This window comes from Geodermatophilus sp. DSM 44513 (genome assembly GCF_032460525.1).
Taxonomy (GTDB): domain Bacteria; phylum Actinomycetota; class Actinomycetes; order Mycobacteriales; family Geodermatophilaceae; genus Geodermatophilus.
In genome coordinates this window covers 836,814-856,413 of sequence record NZ_CP135963.1, presented here as the reverse complement: position 1 = coordinate 856,413, position 19,600 = coordinate 836,814, and the positions used below count along the sequence as shown (strand labels likewise).

Sequence of the window (19,600 nt, the reverse complement as noted above, 5' to 3'; positions counted from 1 at the left end):
GCAGTTTCTCAGCCCCCGAACCGGCGGTGGCGGGCGGCGTAGGCGCGCAGGGCCCGCAGGAAGTCCACGCGGCGGAAGTCGGGCCAGTAGACGTCGGTGAAGTGGAACTCCGAGTGCGCGGTCTGCCAGAGCAGGAACCCCGACATCCGCTGCTCCCCGCTGGTGCGGATGACCAGGTCCGGGTCGGGCTGCCCGCGGGTGTAGAGGTGCTCGGCGATGTGCTCGATCTCCAGGACGCCGACCAGCTCGTCCAGCGTCGTCCCCCGCGCGGCGTGCTCGGCGAGCAGCGAGCGGACGGCGTCGGCGATCTCCCGCCGCCCGCCGTAGCCGACGGCCAGGTTGACCTGCGCCCCCGGCCGGCCCCGGGTGGTCTCCTCGGCCTCCTTGAGGACGGCGACCGTCTCCGCCGGCAGCAGCTCCAGGGCGCCCACCGGCCGCAGCTGCCAGCGCCGGTCCGCGGCGGCGAGGTCCTCCGCGACGCCCTCGATGATGCGCAGCAGCGGCACCAGCTCCGGCTCGGGGCGGGACAGGTTGTCGGTGGAGAGCAGGAACAGGGTGACCACCCCGACGCCGGCCTCGTCACACCAGCCGAGGAAGTCCGCGATCTTGTCCGCGCCGCGCCGGTGGCCGGCGTTGGGGTCCTCCAGGCCGATGGCCCGCGCCCAGCGCCGGTTGCCGTCGACGATCACCCCGACGTGCCGCGGGGTGTCCGCGCCGTCCAGCGCCCGGGCCAGCCGGCGCTCGTACAGCTGGGTGAGGACCTCACGCACCCAGCGCCGCACGCCCACGGGGGGTGACCCTAGTTGAAGGACCCCCTGCCCCCCGCCGCCCGCGAGCTCGCGGCGGGCCCATGTCGGGGGCCGGCCGGGACGCCGCAGGTCAACCCGCTCCCGTCGCTGCACCCCCCGGCGCTGCGTAACCTCGCGGGGTATGAGCGTCCCCCCGGCAGAGGGAGAGGCCGTCCGCGTCGAGGCCGACGGCGCCCAGATCGACGCACCGTCCGGGCCGGCCGTGGCCGCCGTCCTGGAGGAGGGCGAGCAGGTCGAGCGGGCCTGGGTCGCCGCGGACTTCGCCGACGGCGACTGGGAGCACCCCGACACCCGGCCGCGGATGCGCGGCTGGCTGCACCTGTTCTCCTTCTTCGGCGCCATCGTCGCCGGCGCGGTGCTCGTACCGCTGGGGTCGGTGCTCGGCGCCCGCGCCGGCTGGTCGGTCGCCGTCTACTGCGTGACGATCTGCGGTCTGTTCGGCGTCAGCGCGCTGTACCACCGGCGCCGGTGGTCACCGCGCGGCTGGAAGACGATGAAGCGGCTCGACCACTCCATGATCTTCCTGTTCATCGCCGGCACCTACACGCCGTTCGCCCTGCTGGCCGTCGACCAGCCCACCGGGTACTGGGTGCTGCTCGGCGTGTGGGCCGGCGCGCTGGCCGGCGTGACGCTCAAGCTGACCTGGCCGACGGCACCGCGCTGGGTCGGCGTGCCGCTCTACATCGGGCTGGGCTGGGTCGCCGTCTTCCTGCTCGCCGACATCCTGCAGATCGCCGGGGTGACCTCGCTGGTGCTGCTGGCCGTCGGCGGGGCGCTCTACACCCTCGGCGGGGTGGCCTACGCGGTCAAGCGACCCAACCCGTGGCCGGGCACCTTCGGCTACCACGAGGTCTTCCACGCGATGACCGTCGTGGCCGCCATCTGCCACTACATCGCCGTCTACTTCGCGATGTACAACTCCCCCTTCGTCTGAGACAGGACCCCGTCCAGAGGCGTGCCTGCGCACGACGGCTCACGGCGTGCCGGGCGCGGGCGGCTCGGACGGACCCGGCGTCGGAGCCGCCGGCGTCGGCACCGGCGTGGTGGCCGGGGCGACGACCTGCCGCTGCGGGTAGGCGTTGGCCGGCCTCGGGGGACCGGGCGCCGGCGGGACCTCGGCCCCCTCGGCGTCGTGGGTCGACAGGTCGTCGACGGGCCGGCCGTCCTGGTCGTAGAGCAGCACGCCGGACAGCGGCTCGCCGTCCGAGGAGTACGGGCGGATGTCGGTGATCGGGGTGCCGTCCCCGTGGGTCAGCCCGCCCGTCCCGAACTGCTCGACGTACACCGGCTCGGCCGAGGCGACCTCGGGGCCGTCGGCCACGGCCACGACCGCGACGGCCGTGAGCAGACCGAGTCCGGCGTTCAGCAGGAGTACCCGCCGGTCCGGCTCGCGGCCGGCGGCGCGCGACCGCAGCCCCAGCCGCACCGACCAGGCGACCGCCAGGGCGGTGACCACCCAGCCGACCGGCCCCAGCCCCAGCGTCGGCAGCGGGAAGGAGGTCCCGCCGACGAAGACGACGTCGACGACGGTCACCGCCGCCCACGCCCGCACGACCCACCACGCGGGCCGCAGCTCGGGCAGGAAGCGCAGCGCCTCGTGTACCCCGGGCCAGGCGCGCGCCCGCCCCAGCCGGTCCACCAGCGCCGCCCCGCGGGCCGGGCGTGCGGGTGGGCCGACCGTCAGGCCGGCCGCCGCGCACAGCTCGCGCGCGTAGTCGGCCGGCGAGCCCAGCCGCGCCTCGAGTGAGCGTCCGTCCTCGGCCGCGACCTCGGCGAGGTGGTCCTCGAGGTCGTCGAGCAGCTCGGCGACGCGGTCGGGCGACAGCGCCGCCAGCTCCGCGCGGACCGCCTGGGCGTAGGTCCGCGCCTCCGCACGCGCCCGCGCCCCGGCCAGGACGCCGCTGTCCGTCGGGCTGCTCATGCCGCCACCTCCGGTTCGTCGGGGAGCAGCGCCGACAGCGTGGCGGCGAACCCCTTCCACGTCTTGGTCGAGACCTCGAGCTGGGCCCGCCCGGAGGCGTTGAGCCCGTAGTACTTGCGGTGCGGCCCCTCCGCGGAGGGGACGACGTAGGAGGTCAGGTGACCGGCGGCGTACAGCCGGCGCAGCGTGCCGTAGACCGACGCGTCGCCGACGTCGTCCAGGCCACCGGCGCGCAACCGGCGCACGACGTCGTAGCCGTAGCCGTCCTCGCCCGACAGGACGGCCAGCACGGCCAGGTCGAGCACTCCCTTGAGCAGTTGTGTCGTGTCCACTGCGCCTCCGTTCCTCACCTGTGCGGTGCACACTACCGCGCACCGCGTACTAGTCAGGACAACGGCGTCGGCCTGCGTGTCGGGGCCGTCCTCAGCCGAACGGTGGCCGGTCGTCGGCGCGCACGGACGCCCGGCCGGCGGCGCGCCAGGCACGGGCGACGAGGTCGCGGTCCTCGTCGGTGACCAGGTTGCCCATCACCCGCAGCGCGACGGTCATCAGCGGGCGCGAGCGCATGCCGACCGGGCCGGCCGCGGGCAGGAAGCGCGGCACGGTGAGCAGCCCGGCCAGCCGGCGGGCGATGGAGAACGCCTCGCCGTAGTGCCGGCGCAGGACCGCCGGCCAGGCGGCCGTCCAGTCGTCCTCGCCGAGGAGCCCGACCAGCTCGCGGCCGGTCTCCAGCCCGTAGTCGATGCCCTCGCCGTTGAGCGGGTTGACGCAGCCGGCCGCGTCGCCGACCAGCGCCCAGTTGCGGCCGGCCACCCCCGAGACCGCCCCGCCCATCGGCAGCAGCGCCGACGCCGGGGCCTGCACCGGGCCCTCGAGCCGCCAGTCCTCCCGGCGCGCGTCGGCGTAGACCTCGATGAGCGCCTTGAGCTGCACCCCGGCCGGACGGCGGGCGGTGGCCAGCGTGCCGACGCCGACGTTGACCTGCCCGGAGGCCGCACCCAGCGGGAAGACCCAGCCGTAGCCGGAGAGCAGCTCCCCCTCGGTGCCGCGCAGCTCCAGGTGCGAGGAGATCCACTCGTCGTCCGCCCGCCCGGAGCGCGCGTAGCCGCGGACGGCGACGCCGTAGGCGGTGTCGCGGTGCCACTCCCGGCCGAGCAGCCGGCCCAGCGGGGAGCGCACCCCGTCGGCCACGACCAGCCTCCGGCAGCCGACGGTGACGGTCTCCTCGTCGGCCAGCTCGAACACCACGCCGGTCACCCGGTCGCCGTCGCGCTCGACGTCGACGGCCCGGGCGCCCTCCAGCGGGACGGCGCCGGCGGTCAGTGCCACCTCGCGGATCCGGGCGTCGAGCTCGGTGCGCGGCACCGCGCTGCCGTGGTCGGGGAAGGCCCCACCGGGCCAGGGCAGCTCCCAGGTGCGCCCGAACCCGGCGGCGCGCAGGCCGCGGTTGCGCGCCCGGGAGCGGGCCCACCCGCCCAGCCCGAGGCGGTCCAGCTCGGCGATCGCCCGTGGGGTCAGCCCGTCGCCGCAGGCCTTGTCCCGGGGGAAGACGGCGGCGTCGGCCAGGACGACGTCGTGCCCGGCCCGCGCCGCCCACGCGGCGGCCGCCGACCCCGCCGGGCCGGCACCGACCACGAGGACGTCGGTGGCGGCGGGGACGGCGGCGCTGGCTGGCACGACCCCAGTGTCCCCGTCCCCAGCCGGACGGCGGGGACCGCCCGGCCGGGCAGGACTCAGTCGACCACCGGGCCGCGCGTCCGGACCTCCTCGACCGAGGCCATCGCCGCGCGCAGCTCCCCCAGCCACGCGTCGGTGTTCTGCGCGACCAGCCGGACGGCCCAGGCCAGCGCCTCGGACCGCGACCGGGCGACCCCGGCGTCCACGAGCGTGTCCAGCACCAGCCGCTCGGGCTGGCGCAGCCGGGTCATGACCGGCACCGAGAGGTTGGTGAACACCTCCCGGACGTCGCCGCAGGTCGCACCCCACGCGACCGAGCGGCCGTAGCGGGCCTGTGCGGCGTCGGCGACGGCCATGCGCTGCTCGCGGGTCTCCTCGCGGAACCGCGCGATCCGGCCGGCCCGCGCCGCCGCGGCGTCCCCCGCGCCGGCGTCCGGCTCGGCCAGGGTGCCGACGACGGTGATCTCGTCGCGGTCGACGGTCAGCTCGGCCGGTCCGGTGAACCAGCCGTCGGGCAGCCGCCCGGCGAACCAGCCGGCGACCTCGGCGCGGTCGACCGGTGGCGGCGCGTCGCCGCCGCGACCGCGACCGCCGGGGCCACGGCCCCGGCCGCCGGGGCCGCGCCACCCGCCGCGCATGCCGCCGGAGGTGGTGTCAGAGGAACGATGGTGGTGTGCGTGCACGACGACCTCCCTGAGGGGTTGATTACACGCTTACACGGTACGTCGATGCGTCGGCGTCCGGGAGCGGTCCGCTTGCGCCGACAGCGGACGGGGCACCTCCTCAGGCCGCGCGGGCCTCCGGCGTGCCACCCTCGCCCTCGTCGGGCTCGCGTTCCTTGCGGCGCAGCAGCAGCGAGGTGATCCCGAGCAGGGCGACCAGCACGCCCAGCACGGCGATCTCGACCATCCGGTCGGTGAACACCGCGCCCTCGCCCACCACGCCGGCCGCCTCGACCGACAGCACGACGATCTCCTTGATCGAGGCGATCACGCCGATGACGAGGAACGGCTCGGCGACCAGCTCGCGCTTCTCCACCGTCGTCCGGACGGCGAACAGCAGCTCGACGACGATGAACACCAGGAGCAGCACGTCGAGCAGCTCCAGCAGCGGCTGCTCGGCGAGGTCGCCGGTCAGGGTCCACGCGGTCCGCCCGGCCAGCACCAGCAGCGCCAGTGCTGCCACCACGAGCAGCAGGGCGATGCCGGCGTAGACGACGTTCTCGGCGATCTCCAGGGCGCGCGTGCCGGCCCGCCCGAACCCCGGCGGGGGCACGTCGCGCTCGGGGTCGTGCCGTCGCTGGGCCATCCCGGCATCCTCACCCGCACGGTGGCGGGCGGTGTCCGGTCGAGGTGGGCGCCTCACCCGGAGGGGTCCGGGGACGCCGCGGCCTGCGAGGGGTCAGTCCCGGGTGGCGTCCGGCTCGCCGTCGTCGCGGCGGGGCCCCTCGATGGCTCGCGGCGCCCGCCGCAGCGTGTCCAGCAGGTCCTGCCCGGGCGCGGGAGGGCCGTCGATGAGCTCGGCCGGGGTGTCCGGCACGACGACCTGCGGCCCGTCGTCCTCGGTGTCGAAGCTGCGCGGCACCCGCTTGAGGTGGGTGGTCATCGACCGCACCAGCAGCAGGATGGCGATGAAGATCAGCACGGTCAGGAGCGCACCGATGGGGCCGGACTTGCCGACGTCCTCGGGGAGCTGCTGCTGCTCCGCGGCCAGCAGGACCAGACCGGTCATCGCACACCCACCTCGCTCCGGACGCCGGCGAACAGGTCGTCCTCGGGGACGGTCGAGTCCACGACCGACCGGGCCAGCTCGTAGTCCTCGGTCGGCCAGACGCGCTGCTGGACCTCCAGCGGGCAGGCGAACCAGCGGCCGGCCGGGTCGATCTGGGTGGCGTGCGCGATCAGCGCGGCGTCCCGGACGGCGAAGTACTCCGCGCAGGGCACCTTCGTGGTCACCCGGTGGGAGATGTCGCGCTCCGGGTCCCAGCCCGCCAGCCACTCGGCGTAGGGCGACTCGGCCCCCGAGGCGAGGATCGCCTCGTGCAGCGCCCGCAGCCGGGGCAGCGAGAAGCTCATGTGGTAGTAGAGCTTGAGCGGCTGCCACGGCTCGCCCAGCTCGGGGTGGCGGTCCGGGTCGCCGGCGGCGTCGAAGGCGTGCACCGAGATCTCGTGGGTCTTGATGTGGTCCGGGTGCGGGTAGCCGCCGCGCTCGTCGTAGGTGGTGATGACGTGCGGCCTGAACCGGCGGATCAGCTCGACCAGCGGCGCCGCCGCCTGCTCGGTCGGGACCAGCGCGAAGCAGTCCTCGGGCAGAGGCGGCAGCGGGTCGCCCTCGGGCAGGCCGGAGTCGACGAACCCGAGGAACTCCTGCTCGACACCGAGGATCTCCCGGGCGCGGGCCATCTCGTCGCGGCGGATCTCCGGCAGCCGCTGCCAGACCTCGGGCCGGTCCAGCGCCGGGTTGAGCACCGAGCCACGCTCGCCGCCCGTGCAGGTCGCCACCAGGACCCGGACCCCCTCGGCGACGTACTTGGCCATGGTCGCGGCGCCCTTGCTCGACTCGTCGTCGGGGTGGGCGTGCACGGCGAGCAGGCGCAACGGGTCCGCGTCGGTCACCGGTCCATCATCCACCGGTGACGGCGGGTGCCGCTTCGCCCGCCGACCCGGGGCGCGTGGCGCTCGTCACGCCACCCTGCGGCCCGCACCGCCGGGTGCGCAGGGCACACCGACCCGGCGGGCGGTGTTACGTTGGACCTTCTGAACGCGGCCGCTCCCCACCGGGGGGCGGCCACCGACTTTTCAGGAGCACTGCCGTGTCCACCCCGACCGACGAGCAGCAGCAGGGCGTCTGGCTGACCCAGGAGGCGCACGACCGGCTCAGGGCCGAGCTCGACCAGCTGGTGGCCGGCCGCCCGGCCATGGCCGCGGAGATCAACGCCCGCCGCGAGGAGGGCGACCTCCGCGAGAACGGCGGCTACCACGCGGCCAAGGACGAGCAGGGCAAGCAGGAGGCCCGCATCCGCCAGCTGGAGGACCTGCTGCGCAAGGCGCGGGTCGGCAACGCCCCCACCACCGCGACGCACGCCGCCACCGGCACCGTGATCACCATCCGGTTCCAGGGCGAGGAGGAGACCGAGAAGTTCCTCCTCGGCTCCCGCGAGATCGCCGGGACGACGGGGCTGCAGGTCTACTCACCGGAGTCGGCGCTGGGCTCGGCCATCCTCGGTGCCGCGCCGGGCTCCACGGTCACCTACCAGGCGCCGAACGGCCGCGACATCACCGTCGACGTCGTCGCCGTCGAGCCGTTCGTCCCCTGACGCGGGCGCGCACGTGACCGAGCGTGCGAGGTCACACCAGAACACAGCACCCTGGGGCACCGGGCCGACGAGCGCCAACGAGGAGGACCGGTGACCCGGCCCGCGCGGTCCCGGCGGGCGGAGAACACCGGCTTCGCCTGCGTGCACTGCGGCTCGGCGGTGCCGGCGAACACCGACGGGCACTACCGCAACCACTGCCCGGTGTGCCTGTGGTCGCTGCACGTCGACGACCTGCCCGGCGACCGGGCCAGCGAGTGCCGGGCGCCGATGGAGCCGGTCGGGCTGGTGGAGAAGTCCGGCAAGGGCTGGCAGGTGGTGCACCGCTGCACGGCCTGCGGCCACCGCCAGCCCAACCGGCTGGTCCGCGAGGGTGAGGCCCCCGACGACCTCGACGCCGTGCTGGGCCTGCCCTGGCTGTGACACTGCGGTCCTACCGGACCGCACCGCGGCCACGTGCCCAGAAGGACCCCCTGCCCCCCGCCACTCGCACGCTCGCCGCGGGACCCTGCAGGGGGCCGACGCAGCGCTGAGCTCACCCGCGGCTCACCGTCCGGAGGCCTCCGGCCCCCACCCGGTGGCCGCATCAGCTGGCGCCGAGCAGCCCGCGGCGGCGCAGCAGCGGGGTCGGGTCGGCGTCGCGGCCGCGGACGGCGCGGAAGGCGGCCAGCGGGTCGACCGAGCCGCCGACGGCGAGCAGTCGGGAGCGGAAGACCTCGCCGTTCTCCCGGCGCAGGCCGCCGTTCTCCCGGAACCACTCCACGGTGTCCGCGTCGAGCACCTCCGACCAGATGTAGGAGTAGTAGCCGGCCGCGTACCCCCCGGCGAAGACGTGCTGGAAGTACGTCGTCCGGTACCGCGGCGGCACCAGGTGGTGGGCGACCCCGGCCGCCTCCAGGGCGGCCCGCTCGAACTCCTGCGCGTCCCCGACCTCGGTCTCCGGGGTGATCCGGTGCCAGGCCTGGTCGAGCAGGGTGGCCGCCAGGTACTCCAGCGTGCCGAACCCCTCGCCCCACAGCTGCGCGCCCTCGATGGCCTCCACCACGGACGCCGGCAGCGGCTCGCCGGTGTCCACGTGACGGGCATAGCCGGCCAGCACCTCCGGCCAGAGCATCCACATCTCGTTGACCTGGCTGGGGAACTCGACGAAGTCGCGGGGCACGCTGGTGCCGGCGAACCGGGGGTAGGTCACCGCGGAGCTCAGGCCGTGCAGCGTGTGACCGAACTCGTGGAACAGGGTGGTGACCTCGTCGAGGGTGAGCAGCGTGGGCTGCCCGTCGGCTCCCCGGGCGACGTTGAGGTTGTTGACCACCACCGGCCGGGTGTCCAGCAGCCGGGACTGGGTGACGAACGAGCTCATCCAGGCACCGCCGCGCTTGCCCTCCCGGGCGAAGAAGTCGCCGAGGTAGAGGCCGATGGTCGCGCCGGCGGCGTCGGTGACCTCCCAGACGCGGACGTCGGGGTGGTAGCCGACCAGGTCCGGCCGCGCGGTGAAGCGGTAGCCGTAGAGCCGCTCGGCGGCGGCGAAGACGCCGTCGACCAGGACCCGGTCCAGCTCGAACCACGGTTTGAGCGCCGCGGTGTCGACGGAGTACCGCTCGGCGCGCACCCGCTCGCTGTAGAAGGCCCAGTCCCAGGGGGCGAGCTCGCCGACGCCGTCGCGGGCGGCCACCTCGCCGAGCGCCGCGGCCTCGGCCTGCGCGTTGGCCACCGACGGCCCCACCATCCGGGCCAGCATCGCGTCGACGGCCTGCGTGCTGCCGGCGGTCTGGTCGGCGAGCACCAGGTCGGCGTGGGTGGCGAAGCCCAGCAACCGGGCCCGCTCGGCACGGACCCGGGCGATGCGCACCGCGACCGGGCCGTTGTCGTGCGCGCCGCCGGACGCCCGGCCCACCGAGGCCTCGAACACCCGCCGCCGCAGCCGCCGGTCGCGCAGCTTGGCCAGCACCGGCTGCCCGGTGGGCAGCAGCAGCGGGAGCAGGAAGCCGTCCACGCCACGGTCGGCGGCGGCGCGGGCCGCCGCGGCGACCTCGGCCTCGGTGAGGCCGTCGAGCTCGGCGGCGTCGCCAACCAGCACGGCCGCCGCCTCGCTGGCCAGCTGCAGGTTCTGCCCGAAGGTCGTCGACAGCTCCGACAGCTCCCGGTTCAGCCCGGTGAGCCGGTCGCGGCCGTCGGCGTCCAGCCGGGCACCGGAGAGCACGAAGTCCAGGTGGTAGCGCTCCACCAGCCGGACGGCCTCCGCGTCGAGGGTCCGGCCCTCTCCGTCGACTCCGTGCCGCTGGGCGTGCACGGCGTCGATGCGGGCGAACAGCTCGGGGTCCAGGCGCAGCGCGTCGGCGTGCGCGGACTCCAGCGGGGCGAGCTCGCGCTCGATCTCCCGCAGCCGGTCGGTGGCGACGGAGGAGGCCAGGTTGTGGAACACCGCGCCGGCGCGGCGGTACAGCCGGCCCGAGCGCTCCAGTGCCACGACGGTGTTCTCGAACGTCGGCACGTCCGGTGCGGTGACGATCGCAGCGACCTCGGCCCGCTGCTCGGCCATCCCGGCCAGCACCGCCTCGCGGCAGTGCTCGAGGGTCAGGTCGGCGAACGGCGGCAGCTGCAGGGGCAGCGGGGACGGCGCGGACAGCGGGTTGTCGGCGGACAGGGCGGCGGAGGCGGGGACGGCGCTCATCGCCGCCCACTGTGTCACTGAGGTGTCGTGCCCGTCGGCGGGCCCAGGCCCCCTGCAGGGGCCCACCGTGAGCGTGCGAGCGGTGGGGGGCAGGGGGTCCTTCTGCCGGCGGGTGCGACGGTGGGGCTCAACGCGCGCCGGGGACAGGTCCTGGCCGCGGTGTCGGCCGGTAGGCCGACGATGTCATCGCGTCGTGGTCCGCTGGTAGAGGCGCACCGACAGCGGCACGAAGACGGCGAGGATGAGCGCGGTCCACAGCAGCGTGTAGAGGACCGGGTTCTGCAGCGCCCACACGTCGGGCACCGGGTAGCCGGGCGGCACGTTGCCGAACAGCTCCCGCGAGGCCAGCGTCACCGCGGACACCGGGTTCCACTCGGCGAACGTGCGCAGCACCGACGGGAAGGTCTCCAGTGGCACGAAGGTGTTGGCCACGAAGGTCAGCGGGAAGATCACGATGAAGCTGGCGTTGTTGACCACCTCCGGCGTCCGGACGAGCAGCCCGACCACCGCCATCAGCCACGAGACGGCGTAGGCGAACACCAGCAGCACCAGGAAGCCGCCGACGGCCTCGCCGAACGACGAGTTGATCCGCCACCCGACCACCAGGCCGGTCAGCGCCATGACCGCGATGGAGATGGCGTTGAGCCCCAGGTCGGCGACCGTGCGCCCCACCAGGACCGCCGAGCGGGCCATCGGCAGGGACCGGAACCGGTCGACGAGCCCCTTCTGCAGGTCCTCCGCGATGCTCGCGCCGGTCGTGGTCGACCCGAAGACGACCGTCTGGGCGAAGATGCCCGGGAGCAGGAACTCCGCGTAGGAGACGCCGGGCGGCAGGCCGCCGATGGCGCCGCCGAACACGTAGCGGAACAGCAGCACGAACATGATCGGCGACAGCGTCGCGAAGACGATCAGGTCGGGCACCCGCCGCACCTTGATCAGGTTGCGCTTGGTGATGACCGCGCTGTCGGCCAGCGTCGCCGCCAGCGAGCTCACCGGGCACCTCCCGCGGGGACCGTCTCGGTGGACGCGCCGGCGGCCGTCCCGTCGTCGTCCTCGGCGGCGTGGCCGGTGAGGGTGAGGAACACGTCGTCCAGGTCGGGGCGGCGCAACCCGACGTCGAGCACCTCGACGCCGGCCGCGGCCAGCTCCCGGAGGGCCTCGGCGAGGGCGTCGGTGCCGCCGCTGACCGGCAGGGACAGCCGCCGCGTCGACCCGTCCCAGCGCGGCTCGTCGACCCCGAGCGGGCGCAGCCGGCGCGCGGCCTCGGCCAGGTCGGCGGCGTCGCGCACGGTGAGCTCCAGCCGTTGGCCGCCCACCTGGTCCTTGAGCTCGTCGGCGGTGCCGCGGGCGATCACCCGGCCCCGGTCGATCACGACCATCCGGTCGGCCAGCCGGTCGGCCTCCTCCAGGTACTGGGTGGTGAGCAGGATCGTCGTCCCGCCGTCGGTGAGGTCGGCGATGAACTCCCACATGCCCAGCCGGCTGCGCGGGTCCAGGCCGGTGGTCGGCTCGTCGAGGAAGAGGATCCGGGGCCGGGCGATGAGTGAGGCGGCGATGTCCAGTCGCCGGCGCATGCCCCCGGAGTAGGTCCTGGCCGGCCGGTCGGCCGCCCCGGTGAGGTCGAAGCGCTCCAGGAGCTCGCCGGCCCGCGTCCGCGCCTCGCGCCGGCCCAGCCGGTAGAGCCGGCCCACCATCTCCAGGTTCTCGGACCCGGTGAGGTACTCGTCGACCGCGGCGTACTGGCCGGTCAGCCCGATGGCGGCGCGCACCGCGTCGGCGTCGGCCACCACGTCGAGGCCGGCGACCTCCGCCCGTCCCGCGTCGGCCCGCAGCAGGGTGGTGAGGATGCGCACCACCGTCGTCTTGCCGGCACCGTTGGGACCGAGCAGCCCGAGGACGGAGCCCTCCGGCACGGTCAGGTCCACCCCGTCCAGGGCCGTGGTCGCGCCGAAGCGCTTCACCAGGCCCTCGACGACCACCGCGTCTCCCATGGCCGGGAAGCTATCGCCCCGGGAGGACACTCCCCGGCCGACCGCCCGGCCCCTCTGCAGGGGCCCGCCGCGAGCATGTGAGCGGTGGGGGGCAGAGGGGTCCTCTCTCAGCCGGCGCTGACCGTGTACCCGGCCCGGTCCAGCCGGGCGAGCAGTTCCTCGGCGTGCTGCGGGCCGCGGGTCTCCAGGACGACGAACACCTCCACCTCGCCCAGGCCCAGGCGGGTGCCGGTGCGCTCGTGCTCGACCTCCAGCACGTTGGCCCCGGCCGCGGCCAGCTCGGCCAGCACCGCGGCCAGCGACCCCGGCCGGTCGGGGACCCGCAGCCGCAGCGACAGGTAGCGCCCGGCCGCGGCCATGCCGTGCTGCACGACCTTGAGCAGCAGCACGGGGTCGATGTTCCCGCCGGACACCACGGCCACCACGGGCGGCGGGAACGCGGCCGGGTCGGCGAGCACGGCGGCGACCGCGGCCACCCCGGCCGGCTCGACGACGAGCTTGGCCCGCTCCAGGCACAACAGCAGCGCCCGGGAGAGGTCCTCCTCGCTGACCGTGCGCACCTCGTCGACCAGGTCGCGGACGTGGCCGAGGGTCAGCTCCCCCGGCGCCCCCACGGCGATCCCGTCGGCCATCGTCGTCATCGCCGCCAGCGGCACGGGCCGCCCGGCGGCCAACGACCCGGGGAAGGCCGCGGCGGCGGCGGCCTGCACGGCGACCACCCGGGCGTGCGGACGGCGGGCCTTGACCGCCGCCGCGACGCCGGACACCAGGCCCCCGCCGCCGGTGCACACGACCACGGTGGCCACGTCGGGGCACTGCTCGACGACCTCCAGCCCGACCGTCCCCTGCCCGGCGATGACGTCCGGGTGGTCGAACGGGTGGATGAACACCGCGCCGGTGCGCTGCGCGTGCTCCGCGGCCGCGGCCAGGGCGTCGGTGAGCGAGTCGCCGCCGAGCAGCGCCTCGGCGCCGTAGCCGCGGGTGGCGGCCACCTTGGGCAGCGGCGCGCTCTCCGGCATGAACACCGTCGCCCGGATGCCGAGCAGCTGCGCGGCCAGGGCCACCCCCTGCGCGTGGTTGCCGGCGCTGGCCGCGACCACGCCCTGCTCCCGCTCGGCCGCCGACAGCCGCGCCAGCCGGGTGTAGGCGCCGCGGATCTTGAACGAGCCGGTGCGCTGCAGGTTCTCGCACTTGAGCCAGACCGGCCCGCCGACCCGGTCGGCCAGCGCGCGGGAGTGCTCCAGCGGCGTGCGGCGGACGACGCCGTCCAGCAGCGCCGCCGCGGCCTCGACGTCGGATCCGCCCACCAGACCGACGCCGTCCCGACGCACCTCGCCAGCCACCATGCGCCGATCCTCCCAGGAGCGGGCTCCGCGCGGCAGCGACCGACGGGTGCCCGCGCGGCCGGTGGCGTCGTACCGTGGCGGGGGTGACGGACCCCGGCGTTCCCGCCTCCGCTCCCCCCGCACCCACGACCCTGGGCGCGCTCCGCGACAGCGGGGCCACCCCCCGGCCGGTCAAGGCCGAGATCCGCGCCAACCTGCTCGCCCGCCTGGCCGCCGGCGAGCCCACCCTCCCCGGCATCGTCGGCTTCGAGGACACCGTCGTCCCGGAGGTCGAGCGCGCCCTCATCGCCGGCCACGACCTGGTGCTGCTCGGCGAGCGCGGCCAGGGCAAGACCCGGCTGATCCGCACCCTGGTCGGCCTGCTCGACGAGTGGACGCCGGTGCTGGTCGGCAGCGAGCTCAACGAGCACCCGCTGGCCCCGATCAGCGTGTGGGCGCACCGGCAGATCGCCGAGCACGGCGACGCCACCCCGGTCGGCTGGCTGCACCGCAGCGAGCGCTTCGGCGAGAAGCTGGCCACCCCGGACACCAGCGTCGGCGACCTGATCGGCGACGTCGACCCGATCAAGGTCGCCGAGGGGCGCACCCTGGGCGACCCCGAGACGGTGCACTACGGCCTGGTGCCGCGCACCAACCGCGGCATCTTCAGCGTCAACGAGCTGCCCGACCTCGCCGAGCGCATCCAGGTGGCGCTGCTGAACGTGCTCGAGGAGCGCGACATCCAGATCCGCGGCTACCGGGTGCGGCTGCCGCTGGACCTGCTGCTGGTCGCCAGCGCCAACCCCGAGGACTACACCAACCGCGGCCGGATCATCACCCCGCTCAAGGACCGCTTCGGCGCCGAGGTGCGCACCCACTACCCGATCGAGCTGGTCGACGAGGTGCGCCTGCTCGACCAGGAGGCCGACACCAGCTGGCTCGGCGACGGCATGGTGGAGCAGCCGCTGGTGCCCGAGCACCTGGTGGAGATCGTCGCCCGGTTCACCCGGCTGGTGCGCGACTCCAGCCACGTCGACCAGCGCTCCGGGGTCAGCGCCCGCTTCGCCATCGCCGGGCTGGAGACGGTGGCCGCCTCCGCCGTCCGCCGGGCCGCCGTGGCCGGGGAGACGCGTCCGGTCGCCCGGGTGGTGGACCTGCCCGGCATCGTCCCGGCCAGCCGCGGCAAGGTCGAGTTCGCCGACTCCGGCTCCGACCCCGACGACGAGCGGGAGACGGAGGTCCTGGAGCACCTGCTGCGCCAGGCGACCGCGCAGACCTTCCGCGCGCGCTGCGCCGGGCTGGACCTGACCGGCCTGCAGGAGCACTTCACCGGCGGGGAGACCGTGGAGTCCGGGGAGCTGGTGCCCGCTGCCGCACTGCTGGGCCAGCTGGGCACCATCCCCAAGCTCGCCGAGCTGCTCGGCCGCCTCGGCGTCCCGGAGGGCGAGCAGTCCGCCGAGCAGGCCGCCGCGGCGGTGGAGTTCGCCCTCGAGGGCCTCTACCTCACCCGCCGGCTGGCCAAGGACACCGACGGCGCCCGCACCGTGTACGGGGCATGACGTGGTGAGGCGGCCCGGGCGGGGCCACCGGTACGGGCGCTGGCGGGGCGGGCCGGACCCGCTCGCCCCGCCCTACGACCTGGGCAGCGCGGTCGACGAGATCGGTGACTCGGTGCTCGGCGGCAGCGGCGTGCGGGAGGCGCTGCGGGAGCTGCTGCGCCGTGGCATGGACGGCCGCCGCGGCCTGGACGAGCTGCGCCGGTCGGTGCGCGAGCGGCTGCGCCAGGCGCGCAACGCGGGGCGGATGGACGGCACGCTGGAGGAGGTCCGCGAGCTGCTGGACCGCGCCGTGGAGGCCGAGCGGCGGGAGCTGTTCCCCGACCCGGACGACATGGCCCGGCTCAAGGAGGCCGAGCTCGACGCGCTGCCGGAGGACACCGCGGGCGCCGTCCGGGCGCTGAAGGAGTACGACTGGCGCTCGGCCGAGGCGCGGGCGGCCTACGAGCAGATCCAGGACCTGCTGCGCCGCGAGGTGCTGGACAGCTCCTTCGCGTCGATGAAGCAGGCCCTGCAGAACGCCGGCGCCGGCGACATGCAGGCCGTCAAGGACATGGTGGCCGACCTGTCCGCGCTCGTGGACGCGCACAACCGCGGCGAGGACACCGACGAGCGGTTCCGCGACTTCATGGAGAAGCACGGGCAGTTCTTCCCGGACGACCCGCAGTCGGTGGAGGAGCTGATCGACTCCCTGGCCCGCCGGGCCGCCGCGCAGGAGCGGATGATGGCCGGCCTGTCGCCCGAGCAGCGCGCGGAGCTCGCCGACCTGATGGCCCAGACGATGCAGGACATGGGGCTGGCCAGCGAGATGGCCCACCTGCAGGACGCCCTGCGTCAGGCCCGGCCGGACCTCCCCTGGGGTCAGCGCGGGCAGGTGCCCGACGGCGAGCAGTCCCTGGGTCTGGGTGACGCCACCAGTGCGGTCGCCGAGCTCGCCGACCTGGAGGCGCTGTCCAACCAGCTCTCCCAGGGCTACGCCGGCGCCTCGATGGCCGACGTGGACGAGGAGCTGCTGGAGCGCGCGCTGGGCCGGCCGGCCGTCGACGACCTGGCCGCGCTGCGCCAGATGGAGCGCGAGCTGGAGCGGCAGGGCTACCTCAACCGCTCCGACGGCCGCCTCGAGCTGTCCCCCAAGGCGGTGCGGCGGCTCGGGGCGACCGCGCTGCGCCGGGTGTTCGCCCAGCTGGACGCGACCGGCCGCGGCGAGCACGACGTCGCCGACGCCGGCGCGGCCGGGGAGCTCACCGGCAGCTCGCGGGAGTGGCGGTTCGGTGACGAGCAGCCGCTGGACGTCGTCCGGACGGTGAAGAACGCCGTCCTGCGCACCGCGCACGTGCCGCGGGCGGACGACGACCACCGGGTGCGGATCGCCGTCGAGGACTTCGAGGTCGTGGAGACCGAGCGGCGCACCGGCGCGGCCGTGGCGCTGCTGGTCGACCTGTCCTACTCGATGGCGCTGCGCGGCACGTGGGGCGCGGCCAAGTCGACGGCGATGGCGCTGCACTCGCTGGTCACCACCCGCTTCCCCCAGGACGCCATCCAGATCATCGGGTTCTCCTCCACCGCCCAGGTGCTGCGCCCGGAGACCCTCGCGGAGCTCAGCGTGGACACGCTGCAGGGCACCAACCTGCAGCACGGGCTGATCCTGGCCCGCCGGTTCCTCGCCCGGCACCACGACGCCGAGCCGGTGGTGCTGGTGGTCACCGACGGCGAGCCGACCGCCCACCTGGAGGACGACGGGACGCCGTTCTTCTGCTGGCCGCCGATGCCGGAGACGATCGCCCGCACCGTCGCGGAGGTGGAGCGCGTCGCGCGCACGGGCGCGACGGTCAACGTGTTCGCCCTGGACCCCGAGCCCGGGCTGGTGCACTTCGTGCACGACATCACCCAGCGGGCCGGCGGGCGGGTGTTCCAGCCCGACGCCGACCGGCTGGGTGAGTACGTGGTGGCCGATTACCTGCGCACCCGGAGGGGGCGGCGTAGCCGTTGAGGCCTGCTCCCGGGGCCCGGCCCGAGCCTGCGAGGGCCGGGGAGGAGCAGGTCCTTCCCCTGCGCACCCGGAGGGGGCGGCGTAGCCGTTGAGGCCTGCTCCCGGGCCCCGGCCCGAGCCCGCGAGGGCCGGGGAGGAGCAGGTCCTTCCCCTGCGCACCCGGAGGGGGCGGCGGGCCCGCTGACCCGGACGGGGTCGCGGAGACTGGTCGGGTGAGCACTCCCGTCACGGTCGCGGAGGTCCCGGCCGACGTCACCCACGACCTGCGCCGCGCCGTACTGCGGCCCGGTGCTGGGGACGTCGCGTGGCCGGGGGACGACGACCCGGACACCGTGCACCTGGCCGCGCGGGCGCCCGACGGCCGGGTGCTCGGCGTCGTCCGCCTCTCCCCCGCCCCCTGCCCGTGGCGGGCGGCCCGCGCCCCGTGGCAGCTGCGCGGCATGGCGACCGACCCCGCGGCCCGGGGCACCGGGGTCGGCCGGTTGCTGCTGGACGCCTGCCTCGCGGCGGTCGCGGAGCGCGGCGGGGACCTGCTGTGGTGCCACGCCCGCACCACGGCGGCCGGCTTCTACGAGCGGTTCGGCCTCACGGTGGTCACCGCCCCCTACGACAAGCCCGGCATCGGCCCGCACGTCGGCATGGTCAGGGAGCTGCGAGAGTCACGGTCCTGACGTGCCGGACGCCGACCCGCCAGTCCCCCGGGAGGAAACCGTGAGCGAGAGACCGACCGTCCCCGGCCCCGCGGAGAGCACCCCCGCCCCCGATCCGCGCCGGGGAGGGACCGACCACCGGTCCCCGGGCGAGCAGGCGCCGGCGGACAGCCCGCGCACCCACCGGATCAGGTGGGCCGGGTTCGCCGGGGGCCTGGTCCTGGCGCTGCTCGTCTACCTGGTCATGCCGCAGGACCTCGCCCACGGCGCCCGGCTGACCGCCGCGACGGCCGTGCTCATGGGCGTGTGGTGGATGACCGAGACCATCCCGATCCCGGCCACCGCCCTGCTGCCACTGGTCGTCTTCCCCGTCCTGGGCGACGCCCCCATCGAGGACGTCGGTGCGCAGTACGGCAACGACATCATCTTCCTGTTCCTGGGCGGGTTCTTCCTGGCCCTGGCCATGCAGCGCTGGGACCTGCACCGCCGCATCGCCCTGCGCACCGTCGGGGTCATGGGGACCAGGCCGGTGCGCATGGTCGCCGGCTTCATGCTCGCCACCGGCTTCCTCAGCATGTGGGTCTCCAACACCGCGACGGCCGTGATGATGCTGCCCATCGGCGTCTCGGTGCTCCTCCTGGCGACCACCATGGGCGAGGACGCACCGCGGACGGGCGGCGGGCCGGCGGGAGGGCCGGTCCAGGACGTCGACCCGGAGAGCGCCGAGGCGAAGGACGCCGTGATCAAATCGGACTTCGGCACCTGCCTGATGCTCGGCATCGCCTACGCCGCCTCGATCGGGTCCCTGGCCACCCTGATCGGCACCCCACCCAACGCGCTGCTCGCCGGCTACCTCGAGGAGGCGCACGGGATCACCATCGGGTTCGGGCAGTGGATGCTCGTCGGCGTGCCGGTCGCCACGGTGATGATGGTGGCCGCCTGGTTCCTGCTGACGAAGGTGCTGTTCAAGCCGGAGATCGCCGAGCTCCCCGGCGGGCGGAGGCTGATCCGCGACCAGCTCGACGCGCTCGGGCCGATGTCGGCCGGCGAGAAGCGCGTCCTCGCGGTCTTCGTCCTCACCGCGGCCAGCTGGGTGTTCCTGCCCGCCCTCGTGGAGACCCCGCCGATCAGTGACGCCGGCATCGCCCTGCTCGCCGGCCTGCTGCTGTTCACGCTCCCCTCCGGCGCCGGGCGGGGGGTGCGGCTGCTGGACTGGGACTCGGCGGTGAAGCTGCCGTGGGGCGTGCTGCTCCTCTTCGGCGGAGGCCTGGCGCTGTCCTCGCAGTTCTCCGACTCGGGTCTGACGGACTGGATCGGCACCCAGGTCGAGGCCCTGGGGACCGTGCCCGTCCTGGTCCTCGTGGCGGCCGTGGCCGGCGGGGTGATCTTCCTGACCGAGCTCACGAGCAACACCGCGACAGCGGCCACCTTCCTGCCCGTCGCCGGTGGTGTCGCCCTCGGTCTCGGGCTGAGCCCCCTGCTGCTCGCCATCCCCGTGGCCCTGGCGGCCACCTGCGCGTTCATGCTCCCGGTGGCCACGCCGCCGAACGCCATCGCCTTCGGCTCCGGCTACGTGACCATCCCGCAGATGGTGAGGGGCGGGCTGTGGCTGAACCTCCTCGGCATCGTCCTGATCACCTCGGCGACCATGACGCTGGCGGTGTGGGTGTTCGGGATCGCCTACTGACGTGCCCAGG

Annotated in this window: 19 protein-coding genes; 7 read left to right on the top strand and 12 right to left on the bottom strand. The window is 75.1% G+C overall.

Annotated features, from left to right (window positions below; all coding sequences use genetic code 11):
* Positions 1-8: 8 nt before the first annotated feature.
* Positions 9-788, bottom strand: a complete 780-nt coding sequence (locus tag RTG05_RS04020) for an isoprenyl transferase (RefSeq protein WP_166527553.1) — start codon at positions 786-788, stop codon at positions 9-11.
* A 142-nt stretch (positions 789-930) separates the two neighbouring features.
* Here RTG05_RS04020 and RTG05_RS04015 point away from each other — a divergent pair, with 142 nt between their 5' ends.
* Positions 931-1,743 carry a PAQR family membrane homeostasis protein TrhA gene (locus RTG05_RS04015; protein WP_166527552.1) on the top strand — a complete coding sequence of 271 codons (813 nt, stop codon included), beginning with the start codon at positions 931-933 and terminating at the stop codon, positions 1,741-1,743.
* Between the two features lie 39 nt (positions 1,744-1,782).
* Here the strand turns inward: RTG05_RS04015 and RTG05_RS04010 are convergent, their stop codons facing one another.
* From RTG05_RS04010 to mca, 7 genes are all read right to left on the bottom strand, one after another.
* Positions 1,783-2,730 carry an HAAS signaling domain-containing protein gene (locus RTG05_RS04010; RefSeq protein WP_166527551.1) on the bottom strand — a complete coding sequence of 316 codons (948 nt, stop codon included), beginning with the start codon at positions 2,728-2,730 and terminating at the stop codon, positions 1,783-1,785.
* Complete coding sequence (locus tag RTG05_RS04005; protein WP_166527550.1) at positions 2,727-3,062, bottom strand: PadR family transcriptional regulator; 336 nt, start codon at positions 3,060-3,062, stop codon at positions 2,727-2,729. The genes RTG05_RS04010 and RTG05_RS04005 overlap by 4 nt, the downstream gene beginning before the upstream one ends.
* A 91-nt stretch (positions 3,063-3,153) precedes the next feature.
* On the bottom strand, positions 3,154-4,407 hold the full coding sequence (locus RTG05_RS04000) for a geranylgeranyl reductase family protein (protein ID WP_166527549.1): 1,254 nt from the start codon (positions 4,405-4,407) through the stop codon (positions 3,154-3,156).
* A gap of 56 nt (positions 4,408-4,463) precedes the next feature.
* Positions 4,464-5,045, bottom strand: coding sequence for an ATP-binding transcription factor AbmR (locus RTG05_RS03995; RefSeq protein WP_315912306.1), 582 nt, complete (start codon positions 5,043-5,045; stop codon positions 4,464-4,466).
* 145 nt (positions 5,046-5,190) lie between these two features.
* A complete protein-coding gene (locus RTG05_RS03990) occupies positions 5,191-5,715 on the bottom strand; it encodes a phosphate-starvation-inducible PsiE family protein (protein ID WP_166527547.1) in 525 nt (174 codons plus the stop codon).
* 93 nt (positions 5,716-5,808) lie between these two features.
* Entirely contained in the window at positions 5,809-6,138 is a 330-nt protein-coding gene (locus tag RTG05_RS03985) for a hypothetical protein (protein ID WP_166527546.1), read from the bottom strand.
* Positions 6,135-7,022 carry a mycothiol conjugate amidase Mca gene (gene mca / locus RTG05_RS03980; RefSeq protein WP_166527545.1) on the bottom strand — a complete coding sequence of 296 codons (888 nt, stop codon included), beginning with the start codon at positions 7,020-7,022 and terminating at the stop codon, positions 6,135-6,137. Before mca ends, RTG05_RS03985 begins: the two co-directional genes overlap by 4 nt.
* 197 nt (positions 7,023-7,219) lie before the next feature.
* On the opposite strand from mca, the gene greA reads away from it, so the two are divergent.
* Positions 7,220-7,723: a transcription elongation factor GreA gene (gene greA / locus RTG05_RS03975; protein WP_089306333.1), complete on the top strand. Its 504-nt coding sequence runs from the start codon at positions 7,220-7,222 to the stop codon at positions 7,721-7,723.
* A gap of 90 nt (positions 7,724-7,813) precedes the next feature.
* Positions 7,814-8,143 (top strand): RNHCP domain-containing protein, encoded by a 330-nt coding sequence (locus RTG05_RS03970; RefSeq protein ID WP_166527544.1) that lies wholly within the window; start codon positions 7,814-7,816, stop codon positions 8,141-8,143.
* 163 nt (positions 8,144-8,306) lie between these two features.
* On the opposite strand, the gene RTG05_RS03965 is transcribed toward RTG05_RS03970, so the two are convergent.
* From RTG05_RS03965 to ilvA, 4 genes are all read right to left on the bottom strand, one after another.
* A complete protein-coding gene (locus RTG05_RS03965) occupies positions 8,307-10,391 on the bottom strand; it encodes a M3 family metallopeptidase (protein WP_166527543.1) in 2,085 nt (694 codons plus the stop codon).
* A gap of 183 nt (positions 10,392-10,574) precedes the next feature.
* Positions 10,575-11,384: an ABC transporter permease gene (locus RTG05_RS03960; RefSeq protein WP_166527542.1), complete on the bottom strand. Its 810-nt coding sequence runs from the start codon at positions 11,382-11,384 to the stop codon at positions 10,575-10,577.
* Positions 11,381-12,382, bottom strand: coding sequence for an ATP-binding cassette domain-containing protein (locus tag RTG05_RS03955; protein WP_166527541.1), 1,002 nt, complete (start codon positions 12,380-12,382; stop codon positions 11,381-11,383). Before RTG05_RS03955 ends, RTG05_RS03960 begins: the two co-directional genes overlap by 4 nt.
* A 107-nt stretch (positions 12,383-12,489) precedes the next feature.
* The gene (gene ilvA / locus RTG05_RS03950) at positions 12,490-13,728 is read right to left on the bottom strand and encodes a threonine ammonia-lyase (RefSeq protein ID WP_208104783.1); all 1,239 of its coding nucleotides are present in this window, start codon (positions 13,726-13,728) and stop codon (positions 12,490-12,492) included.
* A gap of 83 nt (positions 13,729-13,811) precedes the next feature.
* Here ilvA and RTG05_RS03945 point away from each other — a divergent pair, with 83 nt between their 5' ends.
* The 4 genes from RTG05_RS03945 (at position 13,812) to RTG05_RS03930 (ending at position 19,590) form a co-directional block, all read left to right on the top strand.
* Positions 13,812-15,266, top strand: coding sequence for a sigma 54-interacting transcriptional regulator (locus RTG05_RS03945; RefSeq protein WP_315912305.1), 1,455 nt, complete (start codon positions 13,812-13,814; stop codon positions 15,264-15,266).
* Between the two features lies 1 nt (position 15,267).
* Positions 15,268-17,253, top strand: a complete 1,986-nt coding sequence (locus tag RTG05_RS03940; RefSeq protein ID WP_166527539.1) for a VWA domain-containing protein — start codon at positions 15,268-15,270, stop codon at positions 17,251-17,253.
* 212 nt (positions 17,254-17,465) lie between these two features.
* Complete coding sequence (locus RTG05_RS03935; RefSeq protein ID WP_315912304.1) at positions 17,466-17,924, top strand: GNAT family N-acetyltransferase; 459 nt, start codon at positions 17,466-17,468, stop codon at positions 17,922-17,924.
* Between the two features lie 40 nt (positions 17,925-17,964).
* Positions 17,965-19,590 carry an SLC13 family permease gene (locus tag RTG05_RS03930; RefSeq protein WP_166527538.1) on the top strand — a complete coding sequence of 542 codons (1,626 nt, stop codon included), beginning with the start codon at positions 17,965-17,967 and terminating at the stop codon, positions 19,588-19,590.
* The last annotated feature ends 10 nt before the right edge of the window (positions 19,591-19,600 follow it).